Below are 18,009 nucleotides of genomic sequence, written 5' to 3' on the forward strand. Positions count from 1 at the left end.
TTACTGCTCGATGCAGCGCTACATCTTGTTCAGTCCTGCCGCTCCCGGGCGAGCTTCACTGGCTTCTCAGACTGCGTTGCACCATCCCGCAGCTCTCTAAACAGATTAAACCACTTACTGTTCCCGTTCTTCGCGTTATTTTTATTATTGTTTGAAATTTTATTCGGTTTCTATCTGGTTGTCAATGGAGGCTAGCAATAAAAATAATTTTAATAACCCAATTAATTGAACCCTCTTACCGAGCTGCGGCCGAACTGTCTGTAATAAAGACAAGCGAGACCCAGTATCACGAGCACTAAAGCGGAGTAAATATTGCTATAGACGGACGCTCCTGGATAGCTATTGAGCAGATTCCAGCTCACAGCAGCTCCTCCATCAATCGACTTGCCGTACAAGGTAGCTGCAAGTGCACCTGCAATAAAGTTCAGCATCGCCAGCAGTCCCATACCGACGCCAATCTGTTCCTTTGGTAACGACTGCGAGATTGCGTTTGACATCGAAATCATCATAAACGACAGTCCGACATTGCCAAAAATCAGAAAAACCGCAATGAGGAACGGGGATACTCCCGCAAAGGAAGAGAAGAGGATAAAGCTGCTCAAAAGTAGCGCAGACGCTGTGTAAAATAAATACGAATTCCCTTTCTTATCTGCAAGAATCCCGGCCTTTTTCCCCAAGAACGCGGTCACAATTGCTCCTGGTACCATGACAAAGCCAATGAGCCCCGGTGCCAGATGATTCACATTGGCCAACAATTGTGGACTAAGGAAAGCGAACGAATAGCCACTCCCTATCATCAAAAAGGCAATGACCAGCCCGAGCGAATAGCGTTTGCTCCGGAATAAGCTAGGGCGAATAAAAGGTTCTGCGGTCGTCCGAATTCTTACCAAGAACAGAAGGAATGAGAGGATGCACCCCACTGCGAGCAGCAAGCTCTGATTCGTAATAGCCAGCAGAAGCAACGCAATCGTTATGGCGAGAAGCCCACCGCCGATCCAGTCCATTTTGACGGCTTCCCGCTCCTCCTCCTGCAAATACTTGCGGAAATAAGGTACGGCAAAAAGCGTGAACAACGGCATACAGAACAGCCATCTCCAATCAAGCAGACTGACCAGCAAAGAGGAAAGAACGGGACCTAATGCGCTGCCGATCGCCATCCCGGTCATCGAGATTCCCAGAGCTCGCCCCCTACTTTCTGGCGGAAAATAACGCACTGGAATAATCGAAGACGTCGCCGGAACAACTGCAGCTCCTGCTGCCTGTACAATTCTCCCCAAAAGCACCATGCCATAATTATGGGCAAAAAATCCGATAAGGGAGCCGATAGCAAACACAATTAAACCGAATGTAAGCAAATGTTTGAGCTTGTAGGAATCGGCTAGCTTTCCGTACATCACGGTTCCGACCGCATAGATTAACAAAAAGGCGGACGTAACCCAGCTTACTTGGCTAAAGGATAAATGAAATTCTGTCCTGATTTGCGGTAACACGATATTGAACATCGTAGCACTCATCACCGTAATCATGAGGGTAAACACGAGTACGCGAAGAACTTTTTCAGCAGATTGTTGTTGTGGTTCGGTTTGCATATTGGAAAGACACCTCTCGTTATCACCGATTTCTTCCCGGGAAGGTGATTGTTGGCCTTGCTAGATGTAGTTTATAATGATTTTAAAATAAACGAAAATATATCTTTTGATATGTAGTTGATATACCTGAGTATATGGAGTTGAATCAAATGGAATTGTTGCAATTGCACTATTTCCGCACAGTTGCCAAGTGGCAGCATATGACGAAAGCCGCCCAAGAGCTGCGGATTGCTCAGCCTGCTCTCAGCAAGACCATTGCTCGGCTGGAAGAGGATGTCGGGGTTCCGTTATTTGACCGCGAGCGAGGACGTATCCGGTTGAATACATTTGGGAAGGCGTATCTGGAGCGTGTAGACAAAGCACTGAACTTGTTGGAGGAAGGTCAAAAAGTCGTATCGGATCTGGCCGGAATGGAGCATGGTCGGATTCATCTGGCAACGTCGACCCTGGATCTGTTATCAGAACCGTTGGGCAAGTTTCTCGCACTCCATCCTGATGTACATTTCCAGATCACACAAGCCACCATTGAAGAAATGGCAACCCTCTTGGAGTCAGGGGAAGTGGATATTTGCTTCACGCATTTGCCGATCAAGCTGCCGGATATTTTGACCACGCCCGTATTGAAAGAAGATATTCATGTAGCTGTCCCCCGCACACATCACTTAGCCAAGCAAACCAGTATTCGACTAAGCGAGCTGGCTGATGAGTCATTTATCGGCTACAGGGAGGACTTTCCCATCCAAATGCTGTACGATCAGTTCTTTCAAAAAGCAGGGATTACCCCCAAATTCGCTTGTCGGGTAGATGATCCCGGCTCTATCCAAAAGCTGGTCCGCGCAGGCCTCGGCATTGCCCTCTATGGCTGTATCAATCGAGAGGAAGACCCTCACCTTGTCATGATTCCGATCGAGCACCCGATCTGCCAGCGACATTTTCAAATGATTCGGCACGAAAAAAGATATCTCTCCCTGGCAGCACGCAAGTTCTGTGATTTTATCGTCCAGTATTTTGCTCTCGTCTCTTGAAAAACAAGCCGGTTTTCCAACAGAAAAAAGCCTGGCATCATTCGCCAGGCTCTTCCCCTACTCTTGTTTTCTTTTTTTCATACGTAAAATAATGCCGTCAATGAGCAGTCCAATCCCCGCTCCGTAAAAAGGGGCCGCAAACCGAGTTCCTTCAGCAAGCGGCAGGTCTTTCAAATACACGATAAACACCCCGACAATAAAACCGATCATCGTGTAGCGCAGCCGGGTCGCCCCCATCAAACGACACTCCCTTTCACGCTACTTCCCGAATTTATTTGGCATTTTCATGTTTTTCATCGTACGGCTCATTTGTTTGAGCTGCTTTTGGTTAAGATTCATCCCCATTGAACGGGCCATGGCTTGAAGCTGCTTTTCGTCCATTTGCATGTTGGACATTTGTTTTTTCAATAAATAAGTCCCTCCATAAAATCCACCAGCGAGACCGATTAACAATGTGACAATTGGAATTACCCAGTTGTACCAAGCCATCAATACATTACCATCCTCTATACGTAATTAAGAACTCTTTTATTGTACCATAGTTGGGCTATCTTCTGTAAATTGTGATTAGAAAACTTGGAAAATGAGAACACTGCCCTCAACCATATCTTTGTCTCAAGCATATTCTGATAGCAAGAGGTGAAACAACTATGGCTCCAATTGTGATTCTGGACGCTGGACACGGTGGCAGCGATCCAGGGGGAGGAAACAACACGCAATTCACCGAGAAAGATATGAATTTGCAAATATCGCTCTACCAATATAATCGCTTTTTGGCACTAAATATTCCTGTCGCTATCACACGGACAACCGATGTGACTCTGACAAGTGAGGCTCGGACTACTCTGGTTCGAAACAGCGGTGCTCGCTATTGTATATCGAACCATATTAACTCAGGCGGCGGCCGAGGCTCCGAGGTCATTTACTCGATTTATGGCTCCCCAACCTTTCCCCAATTGATCCAGGATGCCCTGGCAGCGGAAGGGATGCCGAATCGACGCATTTTTACTCGGACACTGCCAGATAATCCACGACTCGATTACTACTTTATGCACCGGGAAACTGGCAGCGTGGAGACGGTTATCGTCGAGTATGGCTTTGCCGACAATGCTTTGGACGCAAATAAACTACAGCAGGATTGGCGAGATCTCGCAGAAGGCGTAGTCCGGGCATTTTGCACGTATGCTAAACTTCCCTACCAGCCCCCCACGACTCCTACTTCGACTCCAAAACCTACTGCAGCACCGACCCTTGCTCCTACCACTTCTCCTGGAAACGGCGGAGGGAATGTGCCTGATTGGAAGCAAGAAGCCGTCAATTGGCTGTATGATCAAGGCTTTTTAACAGACGAACAATGGCGTCAGCAGCCTGACCAACCTCTGCCGCTCTGGGCACATGCTGTCATCCTGAAGCGTTTATTCGAAAAGCTCAAAATGTAACGTCTCAGTCTAATCGTTTGCCTTAAAACGGGTCAGCGGCGTATCCGTTAAACCCGAGTAGTTTCTTTTTGCTGGCACACTCACTAATTCGTCCTCTGGGTAGCGGTAGGCGGTTAGCATTCCGCCGAACACACATCCTTGGTCGATGTTGATGGTGCCATTTTTTCTTTTTGGTTCTGGATGCGGATCATGTCCCCAAACGATTATGGGCGAAGTCACTTTTCGTTCTTTTGCCCATTCTCTGCGGATCGGGCGCCCATCCGGTCCCGTCCCCGCCACATCGCCATATCGGCAAAACGTGTAGACCGCAGGCGAATCCATCCCTATGTAATCATCGCGAATCCCCGCATGAACGGCGACCGCTACTATTTTTTCATTCCGTTTGATGATCATGTGCGAAGGAGAAGAAAATAGCAATCTACGGCTCTGCTCACGCAGCAAGGAGGCCTTCTTCGGTCCGTATTCTTGCTGATACAGCCGAATCTCCTCTTCTACCTTTTCATCTCCGTGAGCCAATGTCACTGGTCTGCCATCCAACCAGCGGGCTACTTTCCACCCGTGGTTACTATCCACCATCTCAGCCAGGCCAGCCGTGACATGATGGTGAAAAAATTGCAGCATTTTGATTGAGTAAGGTCCACGACTCGTGATATCACCGAGGGAAAGGAGCTTTCGGCCGTGGGGATGGCGATATGTACCGTCTGGGGTTTGTTCATATCCCAAGCGTTTGAGCAATTCTATAAATTCGTCGTAACAGCCGTGAACATCGCCAACAATATCCACACCATTGTCAGCCGAAAGCACCTTGGAGCGTGTTTGAGGTTTGTGCCTCATAGCCCGTCCCTCCTTTCCGTTATCTCTCATTCGTTACTTACTATCTTTACCACATCTGCGAAAAAAACTCACGGTTTGTGTACAAGAAAACTGTTTAAACAAGTAAACGCGCGAAAGAGCCCCTGATTACTGAGGAGCTTTTTGGCGCGTTTACCTATACATGATGCTATGAGATTAGCCTAAGCTATGCGTATGCACGTAAATGGCCGCTTGCGTGCGATCCTCCACGTTCAGCTTGGCAAGAATGTTACTGACATGTGTCTTGACTGTTTTGATCCCGATAATCAGCTCATCAGCAATCTCCTGGTTGGACTTGCCCTGGCCGATCAGCTTCAAAACCTCCAACTCGCGCGGCGTCAGTTGCTCATGGGGATGGGACTCTTGACCGTGACGGAAACGGGCCATGATTTTTCCTGCTACCCTCGATTCCAGAACTGGTTCTCCCGCCGCAGCAGAGCGTATTGCCTTTGCAATCTCGGCTGCACGCGAAGTTTTCAGCAAATAGCTGAATGCCCCCGCTTCAATGACCGGATATACCTTTTCGTCATCAATAAAGCTGGTCAAGACAATAACCTTACTGGATGGACAGCTTTCACGAATACGCCTAGTCGCTTCCACACCGCCGATGCCCTCCATAACTAAATCCATCAGAACGACATCTGGGCGCAGCTCTTGCGTCATTCGCACCCCTTCTTCTCCACTGCCTGCCTCTGCTACGACTTCAATATCGTCCTCTGTAGACAAATAAGCAGCCAGACCCATCCGAACCATTTCGTGATCATCTACCAGTAGTACCCGAATCACTGAGCCTTCACCCTTCCCGTTCCGTCTGTGACATTAGAGGAATACGCACCTCAATTTGCGTCCCCTTCCCAATCGCCGAATAAATCTCCATGGAGCCTCCGACCTCTGCTACGCGCTCTTGCATGCTGCGCAAACCGTAGGACGTCATTTTCTCCCCATCCGGATCAAAACCAACACCGTCATCCGTTACTCGCAGGCGAACCTGCTCTTGCAGCGTAAACAGCTTCACTGTGATCTGCGTGGCTCTGGCATGCCGCAATGTATTGGACAAGGACTCCTGCAAAATGCGGAACAAATGATCCTCGATTCCACTCGGCAAGCCTTCGACGTCTTCGATCTCCCAAGTCAGCTGCATGGTATTTTTACGCGTCAGCTCATCTAAAAGTTCCAGAATGGCTTCCTTCAATGACTTGTTTTGTAACGTTGCCGGGCGAAGATGCAAGAGCAATGCCCTCATCTCCGCTTGTGCAGCAGCTGCCATCTCTTCGACCAATTCAATCTGTTGGGCTGCACGTTGAGGATTTTTTTCTACAAGCCGCTTCATGGCCGCTGTCGTCATGGCGATAGCGAACAGCTGCTGGCTGACTGCGTCATGCAGTTCTCTCGCCAATCTCTGCCGCTCCTCTGTTACCGCTGCATGCTTCAATTGTTCTGCGAGAGCCGCATTGTGGTTCGACAGCCGCTGCAAGGATGCCACTTGCTCTTCCCATTGCGAAGCCAAGCGATTGATCTGCCATCCTAATTCGCCAACTTCATCGACGCCCAATTCGGGAACCCGATACGACAGCATTCCCCGCCCAAGCTTCATGGCAGCTTCCCACAGTACACTGAGTCTCTTTTTCAACAAATTGCCGATGATATAGGAAATGATCAATGCCACTAATACACCTGCAGGTAAAGAAACAACAAAAGCAGCAAGCTGAATCAAGCCCTCTGGATCGGCAGGCAGATTGATGCCTATATATTCTTCAAGCCACCACACGAGGTTGCGGTCGCTGATCAGTTCGTTGTACCACCGATGAATCCCGGGGTGATCTTTCCATAAAAAGTATAGCCAAAAGAAACAAATAAACGCGGCAGTAACTGCACTGACGGCCAGTAACATGCCATAGCGCACGTATTGCCACTGAATACTTGCCAATCGCTGTCGACGCATTCGCCAGTACCTCCTAGATGTACTTGACTTTTATATCGCCGACAAGCAGCGAGATATGCAAGTTTACTTTTTGCAATGCTTCATCATACTGATCAGAACGGATCTTAACACTGCGATTGATACCTCCCTGACGGTGGCTTAGCACCTCCAGGTCTCCAATACTCAACCCTGCCGTTACCGATACAGGAAGATCGACAGGCACATAAATCGTCACATCGCCTACCCAGCCCTCTACGACAAGAAGCGCCTCATCCCGCATCAACACTGCCCGGGAAAGATCAATCACAACGTCCCCGATTCCATGCCAGACATGCAAGTGATTCAGTTCAAAACGCCCCGAGGTCAGGTGATAATCTCCAATCAGAGAACTGCGGGAATCTTTTGGCAACGTGTCATCAGGTGATGAAGTCATTCTTTCGTGATGAGGAATTTTGCCACCAACATGCTTCCAGTTGTGCCAGCTGTCTAGCCAAGGGCGTTCCTCTGTTGAAACCTTCACGTCACTCGGAACACTCGCCTCACTTGTCACAATCGTCTCCGCAGCAGATGGGGTCCCCCTATCGCCCAATGGTTGATTGACACGTTGATCTCGTTTGCTGTTCTTGCCCCGAATCAACTGAAACCCGAAATAAATAAACACGATTGGCACAGCAAACTGGAATAAATCATCAATCCCGACACCAAACCACATGTCCATCATGATGATGGTCCCCAGGGAGAATAGAATCCCTCCGCCAATCCGATTTTTCTGCCCCCACAAACGAAGGCCGAAATAAATAAGCACCATCGGCCACAGATCAAACAGACCGAACGAAATGATACCCAAACTATCTAACAAAAGGCCGATTCCTGTAAAAATAATCAGGATACCAGCCACCATTTTGTGCAAACGGGACAGTTTCACAAAAGTCTCCTCTCTCACGCCCCATGCTGATCGTTTTCACTTTGACCATTACGACATGTATAGATGAATGCAGGCGGAATGTTCAACAGGGTAAAGTCGATCTTGACCCAGGGAAAACGACCCTGCAACTCAGCTTGGAGTTGTAGCGAATATTGGAATGTAATAAATAGGCCACCTGGCTTCAGTACAGATTGAACTTCGTCCAGAATTGCTGCCCGCTGCTCTTGTGGAAAATTGGCGAATGGCAGACCTGAGACAATGACATCTGCACCTTCAAGGTTCTGCTCCTCCAAGTAAGACCTAAGTTTAGTCGCTTCCTCCCTGATAGGAAGATCGGGAAAACGTGATTGAAGCATAGAGCGAAAATGGGAATCTCGTTCCACAAGCACGTACTGTGTGCCGGGACGCAAGCGCTGATAGATCGTTTGGGTAAATGCCCCTGTACCAGGTCCCAGCTCCAGGATCACATCGGTTGAAGCCCAATCGACGCTTTTCAACATTTGCTCACATAAAAAACGAGAGCTGGGGATTATACTACCGACGCGTCCAGGCTCAGCGATAAACCGTCGCAAAAAGACCAAGAAGTCCTGCAAGAATCGTACCTCCTAGGGGAAAAGCAGCCTGATGTACACAGGCTGCCGAATTGACACAATCTATTCTACACCTAGTCCCCCAGTTCCTGTCGAATTAGGATTGTACTGGTTTGGCTACTGGTGTTTTTGCTTCTTTAATGGATGCTTTGATGCTGGCAAGTTCTGCATCGAGATCATCCTTTTCCAGATCAGACAAAGCGTTCTCCCAAGCGCGGTTCGTTTGGCGCCATTGCCCACTCATTTGCGCTTCTGCTTCCATGCGCATGACTTTTTCTTCCATGCGGGCGAAGCCACGGCCTGCGGACTGATTGCCGATACCGACAACTGCTTGATTGACTTGCTTTTGTGTACGAGCTACTTGTGCACGGGCCATCAGTGTGAACCTTTTCGCACGCATTTTATAGAACTCTTCCTTCAGCTCAGCCAGCTTCTCGCGCATTTGCGTAGCTGCCTCGGATGCCGACAGGTAGAGAGCTTCGTATTCCGCTGCACGTCCCTCGTACTGCTTCTTGTCAGCGAGTGCTCGACGAGCCAACTCGTCTTCTCCCTCAGTCAAGGCGAGCTTGACTTGTCGATCGCGTTTTTCGATCAGAGCATTGGCTTCGTCCAATTGCTGACGGAATTTCTTTTCCAGTGCAACCTGACGGGCAACCGCTACTTCAACTTGTCCGATTTCTACTTCCATGTCACGCATATATTGATTCAGCATCACTACCGGATCTTCCATTGAATCCAATGCATCATTCACCGAAGCTACTGTCAGGTCACGCAAACGTTTAAAGATACTCATTATTTTTTCCTCCTCATCATATCACATCATATTGTTCATCCAAAAGACTCTTGCGACACAGTGTTATTGCGGTTACCAAAACGGTCATGACCGTTTGGTTACGTTTCTCTCCCAAGCGTCTAGCGTATCTTCCTTTAATACTTTTTGGGCCCATTCACGCTCCCAAGCAGGTGGCGCTTGTTTAGGTTCTTGGCTGGGACGCAGTAAGCGATATCCCAGATAAATCACCCCAATAGCCAGAAGCGCGTGAAACAGTAGGTCAAGCTTGCCAATCAACATCAGGAACCCGAATAGGAAGACTAGGATTCCCCAAAAGCGTGAACCGGTTTGTCCCATGATCTTTTTGGCACCGTATATCATGATCACGCCGGGAATGATGAACCCGAGCAAATCTCCGATATCGATACCCACCAGATCTAGAAGAACCAACCCACCGACTAGCAGCAGAACCAGCCCGAGTAGAACTTTGCCAGACCGTTCGCTCATTACTCGCTTACCTCCATTCGTTTTGCATGTGGTGCTTGTGGAACGTTATGCCCTTATTGTAGCCCTCGGTATAGGCTTCCCATAACGGGCGTGCGGTTGGTTTTTCCCTCCGTCCTTGGACGGAGACAATTTCCTGCCCTAATCGGACGAGCTGTCCCGTAAGGCAGAACAAGCCTGCGTCGAAAGGCGGCTTGCACTGTCGAACGAAAACGTTACAGCATTTGACGGCATTTATGTGACGAATATGTGAACGAGCAGATGAAAAAGAAGGAAAAAAAGGACTGGCGTAGAATCTTCGTAAGAGTGCGTGTAAAAAAACATCGAAAAATAGCCGAATTCCGCTTGGCGGAAACGGGGGAACCATGTTTTTGGGGTGAATGGTTGCTACTCCTAGCAGCCTAGGGCGTCCTTTCGACCGAACCCTTCAGCTAACCTCGTAGGCTCACGAAGGGAGCAGTTTCTTTTGCGCAAGGTGGTTTTATCTTTATTTATGGCTGGATTGCTTGCTATGGGGGCAGGCGCTGCACAGGCTGCTGAGGAGAATACTCTGAGTGAAGTAGTCAGCGACTTGTACGGTACCCCTTACAAATCTTCCGGCTCGTCCAAAAAGGGCTTTGACTGCTCCGGTTTCACGCGCTACGTATTTGATGCGTTAGGTGTAGACCTGCCTCACAATTCTGCTTCTCAGTACGAATTAGGTACAGAGGTAGCCAGAAAAGATTTGCAGCCAGGCGATCTCGTGTTCTTCAATACGAACGGTCGCAGCATTTCTCACGTGGGTATCTACATTGGAGACGGCACATTCGTGCACTCGGAATCTGGTCGTGGAGTCGTCAACACCAAGTTGAACGATCCATACTACTGGAGCAAGCGTTATGTAGGCGCCAAGCGTCTCAGCGTTCCTGTTCTAGCGAAAGCAGAAACTCCGAAAAAGGAAAAAGCGGTGCAAGCTGCATCGTTGCCGGAAAAACCAGCTCAAAAATAGTCGTTCGGCAAAATAATAAAAGCCAGGGACACATCGTCTCTGGCTTTTTCTGACGAAATTTAGTACCTGGTCTAAAGAGGTGCCCTCACATATTAGAACAACTTAATAACTTACGGGGTTTCTTCCCCTGATCAGGTCAAAGCATGTTATGATAGACAAGACCCATTCTTTGAATGGCATTCCTTATTAATAGAAGTAACTGGGGGTTGTTCCGGTGAAAGATCACATTTTAATTGTCGATGACAATCTGGAGATTATTGAACTGCTAGAAGACATTTTGGAGAACGAGGGCTTCACCGTTTCTTCCGCAGAAAGCGGAGAAGATGCACTCTCGCTGCTCAGCCAAGGAGAGCGGCCCAACCTGATCCTTTTGGATATTATGATGCCCAACATGAGTGGCTACGAGCTCTGCTCTCAAATTCGCCGTGAGTGGGATTTGCCTATACTGTTTCTCAGTGCAAAAGGAAAAGCGGTAGATAAGGTAGTCGGCTTCGAAATCGGCGCAGACGACTACATCACGAAGCCTTTTGATACAGAAGAGCTGCTCGCTCGCATTCGTGCTCACCTGCGTCGCTATGAGCGCATTCGCAAGCATACCGAAGAGCAGCCTGAGAAAGAAACAGCTTCCTCTCCGATTACGGTTTTAAAATTCAAGGACCTGGAAATTCATAAAGAAACGTATTCCGTTTATGTATGCAATCAAAAAATAGAGCTCTCTACAAAAGAATTTCAGCTGCTCACCTTCCTCGCAGAAAACGCGGGCATCGTCTTTACAAGAGAGCAAATCTATGACCGTGTCTGGGGATATGGTTATGGCTCGCTCAATACAGTGACCGTCCATATCAAAAACCTCCGTGAAAAGCTGGAAACAGAGCGTCAGTTCATTAAAACTCAATGGGGGACAGGCTACGTATTTATCGGGGAGAAGCTTTAAATGAGCTTGCGCAATAAAATTTTTCTCTCCTTCATTGCCTTGATCACACTCAACATCTTGTTGTTCAAATTTGTTTTTCAAGACATTATTGTCGGTCAACTCAAAAATGATCGTCATAATCAGTACCAGGCTGAGAAGGAAGCCGCAGAGAAGGTCATGCTCAATCAACTGCTTCTCGTCAGTAATTTCAAGGACCCAATCGAACGCTTGGAGCTTGAAAAGCAGTTGCCAGACGACGTGATGTATCGCATGCTCGTGAAGGATGCCAATGGAAACACCATCTACAGCAAAACATCACGCGCCTATAATTTGAAAATGCCTTCTCCCTCCTCATCAAACCGTGGCGATTCTGCCAAGCAAAGTGACCTCAAAGTCGTAGCTGAGTACCATTTTCAGCAGGAGCCACCACGTACAGGGGAGATCGTTGTTTATTTCTATACAGATGATTACGATATGATGGCTACAACAGGGGTTTCCATGATGCTTTGGTTTATTTACGGAAGCATTAGTCTGGTGGGATTGGTTCTGCTCGCTTTGTTCGTTCGCTGGATACTACGACCCGTGAACGAATTATCGCGCGTCACCCAAGAAATCCAGGAAGGGAAGCGGCTGGTTACATTTACGTATCGCTCGCATGATGAATTTGGGGAACTCTTTCGATATTTCGGGGAAATGGTGGATGAGCTTCGCTTAGCGGAAGAAAGACAGGCCGAAATGATTGCTTCGATCGCCCACGACTTCCGCACACCTCTCACCACGATCAAAGGGTATGCGTCATATATCGGCTCTGGTCGAGTGACGGATATGACCAAAATACAGAAACAGATGAGCAAAATCGAGCTAAAAACGACGGACTTGGAAAAGCTGCTGGATGAGTTGCAGGACTTCACCACTCAAAGCTCCGAAGTCCGACTCAACATTAACCGCATTCATGTCAAAGGCTTCTTGAGAGGAATCATCGAGGACTATTTGCCAAGAATCAAAGAGGCAGGCCTCACCTTTCAATGGAAGCTGCGCATCTCCAATGAACTACACATCGAAGCGGATGAGACCAAGCTGCGCCGCGTCATGGAAAATTTGTTGAACAACGCCATTCACTACAACAAACCGGATGGCTCCATTTACCTTACATGTGATCAGCGAGAAGGACATGTCCTTTTTACTGTGATCGACAAGGGAGAAGGAATCGCCTCTGAAGACTTGCCGAAGATTTTCACCAAGTTTTATCGGGCGGAAAAATCACGAAATCGCAACAGTGGAGGTACAGGCTTAGGCTTAACGATTTGCAAGAGCATCGTCCGGCTTCACGGCGGTGATCTGATGGTAAACAGTGAACTGGGAATGGGAAGCAGCTTCTCCTTCACCATCCCCTTCTTCCACGGGTAGCTTTCACAAGCTACCCTTACTTTATATAGATTTATTCTCAGTTAATTATTTCTTTATATTTTACTAGTAAAATAATTTTTGTAAGCATGTTGCTTTCAGTGATAAATAACCCCCAGTTCGGTATCTGACACAATCGGCGAAACCGTAGTGATAAGATGCCTCTTTTTTTGCCTCCTCTTTCCATTTTTTTCTATCTCTTCTCCAGACGCATCGGCAGTCCGTTCTTGGGACGCAAGGTGACCAACGGCTCGGGCTCCACTGCCTGATTCGGTTCAGCCAGTCGTAGTCGATATCGCTGTGCGATCGTCGCCAATAGCAAAGCTGCCTCCATCAAAGCAAAGTTGTTCCCGATACAAACACGCGGCCCACCGCCAAACGGAAAATAAGCATAAGCTGGGTTTCTTTTTAAGAGATCGCTGTCAAAACGCTCTGGAATGAATTGTTCAGGCTGCTCATAATAGCGTGGATTGCGGTGCATGACATATTGGCTCATCATCAATGTTTCGCCAGGCTTGTACGTGTGACCGCCGATCTCAACCTCTTCGACGACTTCCCGGTTAATCGTCCAGGCCGCAGGATAGAGCCTCAGCGTTTCCTGTACAATGAGATTCGTATACTTCAGCTGGGGAAGATCCTCGACTGTCGGCAGCTTTTCACACAGCACCGTAGACAGCTCGTCATGCAGCTTTTTCTCCACCTCGGGATGAGTAGCCAGCAGATAGAAAATCCAAGACATGGTATTCGCAGTCGTCTCATGGCCAGCTACAAAAATGGTCATAACCTCGTCGCGCACCTGCTCGTCTGTCATTCCTTCCCCATCATCTTCATCACGCGCTGCCAAAAGCATCCCCAGCAAATCCTTGTGCTCTTCTCCTTCGCTATTACGCCGAGCTTCGATCAAAGAGTAGATCGTTTTGTCCAGCAGCTCACTCGACTCCAGGAACTCCCGATTGCTTTTGGTAGGTACGGACAAAGGAATGTCGATAAAGGATGAGCCTTTGTTTGCCACGTATTTCAAACCGACATCGATGGCATGTCCAATCTGATCGGCACCTTCCTTGACGGTTTTGCCAAACATAGTTTCCGTAATGATAGCAAGGGTTACTTTCATCATGTCCGAGTGAATATCGCGCAGCTCCCCGGTTTTCCAATCCGACATGAGATCGACTGCTTGCCGGACCATCACCTCTCCGTAGCTGGCGATACGCTCTCGATGAAAAGCTGGCTGCATAAGCCGCCGTTGTCGCAGATGCTTTTTTCCCTCACTGGTGAGAATTCCATCTCCTACGACAGGTCGCGCAGACTGTAGTCCTTTCCCTTTTCGAAAATGCGCCTGCTTGCTCACCAAAACCTCTTTGATGTGATCTGGATTCGTTAACAGGTAAACATGGCGGGAAGGACCGAAGCGAAAATGGACGACTTCTCCATGCTCTTCAACAGCGTCGCGGATGAACTGAAGCGGCGATCGGCGAAATGCCATCAAGTTCCCTGAGATCGGAAGGCCTTTTGGGCCAGTGATCGTGATATTCATGCGTCTCCTCCTTTTTACATGCAAAATCCTACCGATAGTATCCGGCACGATAAGGAGATTATGCGAAAAAAAGCCACCCGAACTTCGGATGGCTTACGAAATCATTTTGATTATCGTGTAACAGGTTGATCTGTGCGCAACAGACGAGAAGCAATCAGTCGCTCGCGTACCTTGATGCCAATCAGAGAAGCCAGAACTGCTTTGACAACCCCTACAACGAGGAAAGGCGTTACACCAAAAGCGACAGCTTTATCCCATGGAATGTCCATGACGTATTTGAGCTGTACCGTACCGAAAGCGAGTGTAACAAACATGCCGATGATATTGGCGATAATAGCGTTTTTTAGGTTGAATCTTGTTTTCTCCAAGTAAAGTCCGGTCACATAAGCGGTGGCAATAAACCCAAATATGTACCCGCCGGATTTTCCAACCAATATTTGCAATCCGCCTTTTGCCTCGCTGAATACAGGCAATCCGACTGCACCGAGCAAAACGTAAATAACCAAAGCCAGTGTCCCGTATCGTCTTCCCAAAATGGTCGCCGTCAGCCCTACCGCTAACGTCTGCGCGGTAATCGGAATCAACGGCAAGGGAATCGTCACCTGCGACAATACCGCAGTCATTGCAGCAAAAATGGCAGAGAGCAATAGCCATCTCAAGCGTTCGTTTCTCATGCGTACTAGCCTCCGTTTTGTTAACTAAAAATGTTATAAGGTTAACAAAATAATAATACGCATCTGCGCTTTTGTAAATCCCCGTTCTGTCTGCTTACCTTTTCGCTTGTTGATCCATATGTAGCTGCAGCTTTTGAAGTGACTGAACCGTATGATCGATTAATTCGTTCAGGTCATCGATGTTGCCTTCATCAATTTTCCGATGAAAGTCCAGCGTCACCTGATTGGTTATTTGCTTCGGCGGCCAATCGATTCGATGCTCCGCAAGCGTTGCCGATACTTTCTGTGAAATATACGGACGCTGCCCCCAGATATCATTGAGAATCGATGTGATTTCTCTCGCTTCTGCGGGCACATCTCTGTAATTTTCCATCTGCAAGGTAAAATGGATGCAAATCGTACATCCGATATGATCTGTCAATGGCTGTTCTAGCTGCTCGGCTGCAATGTCAGCTAACTGGGTACGAAGTTGCATCTCAGCACGGACAGCTGTGTTATGCTCCTGTTGATCAGCCAGCTTGAACTCGATCTGAAACTGTCGATGGAATGTAGCCATATCCATGACATCCGAGCGGCTCGTGATCGTGATTGCCCCTTCGAAGTCCCGGTCGTATACCGCACCTTCCAACACAACCCTGATATTGTCAAATACAAGCGGATGAAACATCTCGCGCCCTCCTTTTTCTAGGCATTCGGGCCCTTTCTATTTTCAGTATATAGCATGCCTGCTTTCTACTTGTTTTGCAAGCGGACCGACTTCCCCATGGCGGCGCCTCCGGGAGAGTGGTACCATGAGAGTGATCCAACCTTTGAGGTGACAGCCATGTTTTTAATCGGAATTCTAATCGTCGTTGCAATCCTTGGTGAAATTATTCATCGTTTGAATCCATGGAAAAAGCCAGAACCTGACTATGAGGATCTCGTCGCCCAAATAAAACAGACAGACTGGTACCAGGAGTTGTCTCGTGATCAGGCGTGTCGTTACGTTCTGGACAACGATCCGCATGTCCAAGCCTATTATGCGAGTACGTATGAAGCCAAACGTCTCCTTACACAGGAAGGCTTTCAATTGGGGCTGATTGATTACGTCAAGCAGGAAGCCGCAAAGCACGCCGATAAACCGCGCTGACATGCGAAAAAGCCGTTGTTATGGAACAGCGGCTTTTTCTTTGAATCAAAAAACAGGTATACCTGCCATGGCTCATGCCCTGTGGTACACCTGTTTTATCCAGTATTCATGTTCGACTTAGCGTTTTTGATGATAGTACTTGTAAGCGTCAAAGGATGCTTGCTCTTGGCAAGGTGCGCATTCTGTTGCATACGATTCAGCTTGTTCGTGGATCATCTGACCGCAAGCAGCACAGCATTTTGCTTCGAGATTGCGAAAGAAAGTAGTGATCGGCGTCATGATTAAAACCCCCCGTGTGTTATTATCTGTATTGTATTACAACAGCATCTGCTTTATAAAAGTTTGTTATAATACATTACGCCGATTTATCTTTCTCTCTCGCTCATTCTCTCTTCAATGCTCCTTTTTTCGCTGTATTCATACATTTTTGCAAATTCCGCATCTGTTGTAACACAAGGACTTAAATCAGCAGGTTGAACAAATACGGATCATGTGTAATCTCTACATAGCGGATACCATGCTGCTTCATCCGACTGACTAATGGCTGATAGTCATCTTTGCATTTCATTTCAATACCAACCAGCGCTGGACCATTTTCTTTATTGTTCTTTTTCGTATACTCAAAACGTGTGATATCATCGTGCGGCCCCAATACTTTTTCCATAAACTCTCGCAAGGCTCCGGCACGCTGTGGGAAATTGATAACAAAATAGTGCTTCAAGCCCTCATGCAGCAGGGAGCGTTCCTTGATCTCTTGCATCCGGTCAATGTCGTTGTTTCCGCCGCTGATGACACACACTACGTTTTTTCCGGCGATTTGATCGCGGTAGTAATCGAGAGCGGCAATCGACAGGGCACCTGCTGGTTCTACGACGATGGCATTGCTGTTATACAACTCCAAAATGGTTGTGCACACCTTGCCTTCTGGCACCAGCACGATGTCATCCAGCAGCTCCTGACAAATGTTCATCGTTAGCTGCCCCACTTGCTTGACGGCTGCACCATCGACAAACTTGTCAATTTCATCTAAGGTAACCACGTCGTTTTTCTCCAGTGCGGCTTGCATTGAAGCTGCTCCTGCCGGCTCCACACCAATGATCTGCGTGTTCGGGCTAATGCCTTTTACGTACGTTCCCACACCCGCTGCCAATCCACCTCCGCCGATACTCATAAAGACAAAATCGGCTGGTTCTTCCATGTCATTCATAATCTCCAGACCGACTGTTCCTTGTCCGGCTACCACTAATGGATCGTCAAACGGATGAACAAAGGTCCGATCTTCCTGAATGCAATACTTCATCGCCTCTGCAAATGAATCATCGAAGGTGTCACCGATCAATACAACTTCTACATAGGAGCCGCCAAACAGCTTGACCTGCGATATTTTTTGACGCGGGGTGGTCGCTGGCATAAAGATCGTGCCCTTGATTTGCAAATGGTTACACGAATAGGCTACACCCTGCGCATGATTGCCCGCACTCGCACAGACGACACCACGCTCCCGCTCCATTGTGGAAAGATTCCGCATAAAATGATAAGCACCGCGGATTTTGAAGGAACGAACGACCTGCAAGTCTTCTCTTTTCAAATACACGTTGCAGCCGTATCGCTCAGACAGTACTTTGTTTTTTTGCAAGGGCGTCTTCTCCACCACGTCTTTCAATACGTGATTGGCTACTACGATGTCTTCCACTCTGACCGTATACATATATATGTTCCTCCTAAATAACTTCTCTTTTGTAGTAAGGAC

The 18,009-nt window shown here is 47.9% G+C and carries 21 protein-coding genes, 1 riboswitch and 1 other annotated feature (1 of these 23 cut by a window edge); of the genes, 6 read left to right on the forward strand and 15 right to left on the reverse strand.

Annotated features, from left to right (window positions below):
• Window positions 1-140: a binding site (T-box leader), on the reverse strand; it reaches 129 nt to the left of the window's first position.
• Window positions 141-221: 81 nt separating this feature from the next.
• Window positions 222-1,589 (reverse strand): MFS transporter, encoded by a 1,368-nt coding sequence (locus EL268_RS24995; protein ID WP_106654256.1) that lies wholly within the window; start codon window positions 1,587-1,589, stop codon window positions 222-224.
• Window positions 1,590-1,738: 149 nt separating this feature from the next.
• On the opposite strand from EL268_RS24995, the gene EL268_RS25000 reads away from it, so the two are divergent.
• A complete protein-coding gene (locus EL268_RS25000; RefSeq protein WP_106654255.1) occupies window positions 1,739-2,614 on the forward strand; it encodes a LysR family transcriptional regulator in 876 nt (291 codons plus the stop codon).
• 57 nt (window positions 2,615-2,671) lie between these two features.
• Here EL268_RS25000 and EL268_RS25005 read toward each other — a convergent pair whose 3' ends face one another.
• The gene (locus EL268_RS25005) at window positions 2,672-2,851 is read right to left on the reverse strand and encodes a hypothetical protein (protein ID WP_012684743.1); all 180 of its coding nucleotides are present in this window, start codon (window positions 2,849-2,851) and stop codon (window positions 2,672-2,674) included.
• A 21-nt stretch (window positions 2,852-2,872) separates the two neighbouring features.
• Window positions 2,873-3,103: a YneF family protein gene (locus tag EL268_RS25010; RefSeq protein ID WP_047073685.1), complete on the reverse strand. Its 231-nt coding sequence runs from the start codon at window positions 3,101-3,103 to the stop codon at window positions 2,873-2,875.
• Window positions 3,104-3,264: 161 nt separating this feature from the next.
• Between EL268_RS25010 and EL268_RS25015 the strand changes: the two genes are divergently transcribed.
• Window positions 3,265-4,053: an N-acetylmuramoyl-L-alanine amidase family protein gene (locus EL268_RS25015; RefSeq protein ID WP_106654254.1), complete on the forward strand. Its 789-nt coding sequence runs from the start codon at window positions 3,265-3,267 to the stop codon at window positions 4,051-4,053.
• Window positions 4,054-4,062: 9 nt separating this feature from the next.
• Here the strand turns inward: EL268_RS25015 and EL268_RS25020 are convergent, their stop codons facing one another.
• From EL268_RS25020 to EL268_RS25050, 7 genes are all read right to left on the reverse strand, one after another.
• The gene (locus EL268_RS25020) at window positions 4,063-4,887 is read right to left on the reverse strand and encodes a bis(5'-nucleosyl)-tetraphosphatase PrpE (protein WP_106654253.1); all 825 of its coding nucleotides are present in this window, start codon (window positions 4,885-4,887) and stop codon (window positions 4,063-4,065) included.
• A gap of 174 nt (window positions 4,888-5,061) precedes the next feature.
• Entirely contained in the window at window positions 5,062-5,691 is a 630-nt protein-coding gene (locus EL268_RS25025; RefSeq protein WP_007721557.1) for a response regulator, read from the reverse strand.
• A 7-nt stretch (window positions 5,692-5,698) separates the two neighbouring features.
• Window positions 5,699-6,847 (reverse strand): HAMP domain-containing sensor histidine kinase, encoded by a 1,149-nt coding sequence (locus EL268_RS25030; RefSeq protein ID WP_106654252.1) that lies wholly within the window; start codon window positions 6,845-6,847, stop codon window positions 5,699-5,701.
• Between the two features lie 13 nt (window positions 6,848-6,860).
• Window positions 6,861-7,751 carry a cell wall-active antibiotics response protein LiaF gene (liaF, locus tag EL268_RS25035; protein WP_106654251.1) on the reverse strand — a complete coding sequence of 297 codons (891 nt, stop codon included), beginning with the start codon at window positions 7,749-7,751 and terminating at the stop codon, window positions 6,861-6,863.
• 14 nt (window positions 7,752-7,765) lie between these two features.
• On the reverse strand, window positions 7,766-8,344 hold the full coding sequence (locus EL268_RS25040; protein WP_106654250.1) for a class I SAM-dependent methyltransferase: 579 nt from the start codon (window positions 8,342-8,344) through the stop codon (window positions 7,766-7,768).
• Window positions 8,345-8,438: 94 nt separating this feature from the next.
• Window positions 8,439-9,134 carry a PspA/IM30 family protein gene (locus EL268_RS25045; RefSeq protein WP_106654249.1) on the reverse strand — a complete coding sequence of 232 codons (696 nt, stop codon included), beginning with the start codon at window positions 9,132-9,134 and terminating at the stop codon, window positions 8,439-8,441.
• Window positions 9,135-9,218: 84 nt separating this feature from the next.
• Window positions 9,219-9,620, reverse strand: a complete 402-nt coding sequence (locus tag EL268_RS25050; protein WP_106654248.1) for a LiaF transmembrane domain-containing protein — start codon at window positions 9,618-9,620, stop codon at window positions 9,219-9,221.
• Between the two features lie 319 nt (window positions 9,621-9,939).
• Window positions 9,940-10,079: riboswitch (cyclic di-AMP (ydaO/yuaA leader) on the forward strand.
• 4 nt (window positions 10,080-10,083) lie between these two features.
• On the opposite strand from EL268_RS25050, the gene EL268_RS25055 reads away from it, so the two are divergent.
• From EL268_RS25055 to EL268_RS25065, 3 genes are all read left to right on the forward strand, one after another.
• The gene (locus EL268_RS25055; protein WP_106654247.1) at window positions 10,084-10,605 is read left to right on the forward strand and encodes a C40 family peptidase; all 522 of its coding nucleotides are present in this window, start codon (window positions 10,084-10,086) and stop codon (window positions 10,603-10,605) included.
• A 214-nt stretch (window positions 10,606-10,819) separates the two neighbouring features.
• Window positions 10,820-11,539 carry a response regulator transcription factor gene (locus EL268_RS25060; protein WP_007721564.1) on the forward strand — a complete coding sequence of 240 codons (720 nt, stop codon included), beginning with the start codon at window positions 10,820-10,822 and terminating at the stop codon, window positions 11,537-11,539.
• Window positions 11,540-12,925: a sensor histidine kinase gene (locus tag EL268_RS25065; protein ID WP_106654246.1), complete on the forward strand. Its 1,386-nt coding sequence runs from the start codon at window positions 11,540-11,542 to the stop codon at window positions 12,923-12,925. It abuts the gene before it with no gap.
• 190 nt (window positions 12,926-13,115) lie between these two features.
• On the opposite strand, the gene EL268_RS25070 is transcribed toward EL268_RS25065, so the two are convergent.
• The 3 genes from EL268_RS25070 to EL268_RS25080 form a co-directional block, all read right to left on the reverse strand.
• A complete protein-coding gene (locus EL268_RS25070) occupies window positions 13,116-14,456 on the reverse strand; it encodes a cytochrome P450 (RefSeq protein ID WP_106654245.1) in 1,341 nt (446 codons plus the stop codon).
• A 110-nt stretch (window positions 14,457-14,566) separates the two neighbouring features.
• Entirely contained in the window at window positions 14,567-15,130 is a 564-nt protein-coding gene (locus EL268_RS25075) for a biotin transporter BioY (protein WP_106654244.1), read from the reverse strand.
• Window positions 15,131-15,224: 94 nt separating this feature from the next.
• Entirely contained in the window at window positions 15,225-15,797 is a 573-nt protein-coding gene (locus EL268_RS25080; RefSeq protein ID WP_106654243.1) for a hypothetical protein, read from the reverse strand.
• 156 nt (window positions 15,798-15,953) lie between these two features.
• Here EL268_RS25080 and EL268_RS25085 point away from each other — a divergent pair, with 156 nt between their 5' ends.
• Entirely contained in the window at window positions 15,954-16,259 is a 306-nt protein-coding gene (locus EL268_RS25085; protein ID WP_232030055.1) for a hypothetical protein, read from the forward strand.
• Window positions 16,260-16,376: 117 nt separating this feature from the next.
• On the opposite strand, the gene yhfH is transcribed toward EL268_RS25085, so the two are convergent.
• Together yhfH and ilvA are read right to left on the reverse strand one after the other, a co-directional pair.
• On the reverse strand, window positions 16,377-16,538 hold the full coding sequence (gene yhfH / locus EL268_RS25090) for a protein YhfH (RefSeq protein WP_007721579.1): 162 nt from the start codon (window positions 16,536-16,538) through the stop codon (window positions 16,377-16,379).
• 181 nt (window positions 16,539-16,719) lie between these two features.
• Window positions 16,720-17,967, reverse strand: coding sequence for a threonine ammonia-lyase IlvA (gene ilvA / locus EL268_RS25095; protein WP_106654241.1), 1,248 nt, complete (start codon window positions 17,965-17,967; stop codon window positions 16,720-16,722).
• Window positions 17,968-18,009 lie beyond the last annotated feature (42 nt).

It is taken from the genome of Brevibacillus brevis (assembly GCF_900637055.1).
Lineage (GTDB): Bacteria > Bacillota > Bacilli > Brevibacillales > Brevibacillaceae > Brevibacillus > Brevibacillus brevis.

Coding starts and splice junctions, on each gene's coding strand:
- EL268_RS25030 (WP_106654252.1), bottom strand. CDS start 6,847: ATGCGTCGACAGCGATTGGCAAGTATTCAGTGGCAATACGTGCGCTAT.
- EL268_RS25075 (WP_106654244.1), bottom strand. CDS start 15,130: ATGAGAAACGAACGCTTGAGATGGCTATTGCTCTCTGCCATTTTTGCT.
- ilvA (WP_106654241.1), bottom strand. CDS start 17,967: ATGTATACGGTCAGAGTGGAAGACATCGTAGTAGCCAATCACGTATTG.
- EL268_RS25000 (WP_106654255.1), top strand. CDS start 1,739: ATGGAATTGTTGCAATTGCACTATTTCCGCACAGTTGCCAAGTGGCAG.
- EL268_RS25085 (WP_232030055.1), top strand. CDS start 15,954: ATGTTTTTAATCGGAATTCTAATCGTCGTTGCAATCCTTGGTGAAATT.
- EL268_RS25080 (WP_106654243.1), bottom strand. CDS start 15,797: ATGTTTCATCCGCTTGTATTTGACAATATCAGGGTTGTGTTGGAAGGT.
- EL268_RS24995 (WP_106654256.1), bottom strand. CDS start 1,589: ATGCAAACCGAACCACAACAACAATCTGCTGAAAAAGTTCTTCGCGTA.
- EL268_RS25070 (WP_106654245.1), bottom strand. CDS start 14,456: ATGAATATCACGATCACTGGCCCAAAAGGCCTTCCGATCTCAGGGAAC.
- EL268_RS25050 (WP_106654248.1), bottom strand. CDS start 9,620: ATGAGCGAACGGTCTGGCAAAGTTCTACTCGGGCTGGTTCTGCTGCTA.
- EL268_RS25045 (WP_106654249.1), bottom strand. CDS start 9,134: ATGAGTATCTTTAAACGTTTGCGTGACCTGACAGTAGCTTCGGTGAAT.
- EL268_RS25065 (WP_106654246.1), top strand. CDS start 11,540: ATGAGCTTGCGCAATAAAATTTTTCTCTCCTTCATTGCCTTGATCACA.
- yhfH (WP_007721579.1), bottom strand. CDS start 16,538: ATGACGCCGATCACTACTTTCTTTCGCAATCTCGAAGCAAAATGCTGT.
- EL268_RS25005 (WP_012684743.1), bottom strand. CDS start 2,851: ATGGGGGCGACCCGGCTGCGCTACACGATGATCGGTTTTATTGTCGGG.
- EL268_RS25020 (WP_106654253.1), bottom strand. CDS start 4,887: ATGAGGCACAAACCTCAAACACGCTCCAAGGTGCTTTCGGCTGACAAT.
- EL268_RS25010 (WP_047073685.1), bottom strand. CDS start 3,103: ATGGCTTGGTACAACTGGGTAATTCCAATTGTCACATTGTTAATCGGT.
- EL268_RS25015 (WP_106654254.1), top strand. CDS start 3,265: ATGGCTCCAATTGTGATTCTGGACGCTGGACACGGTGGCAGCGATCCA.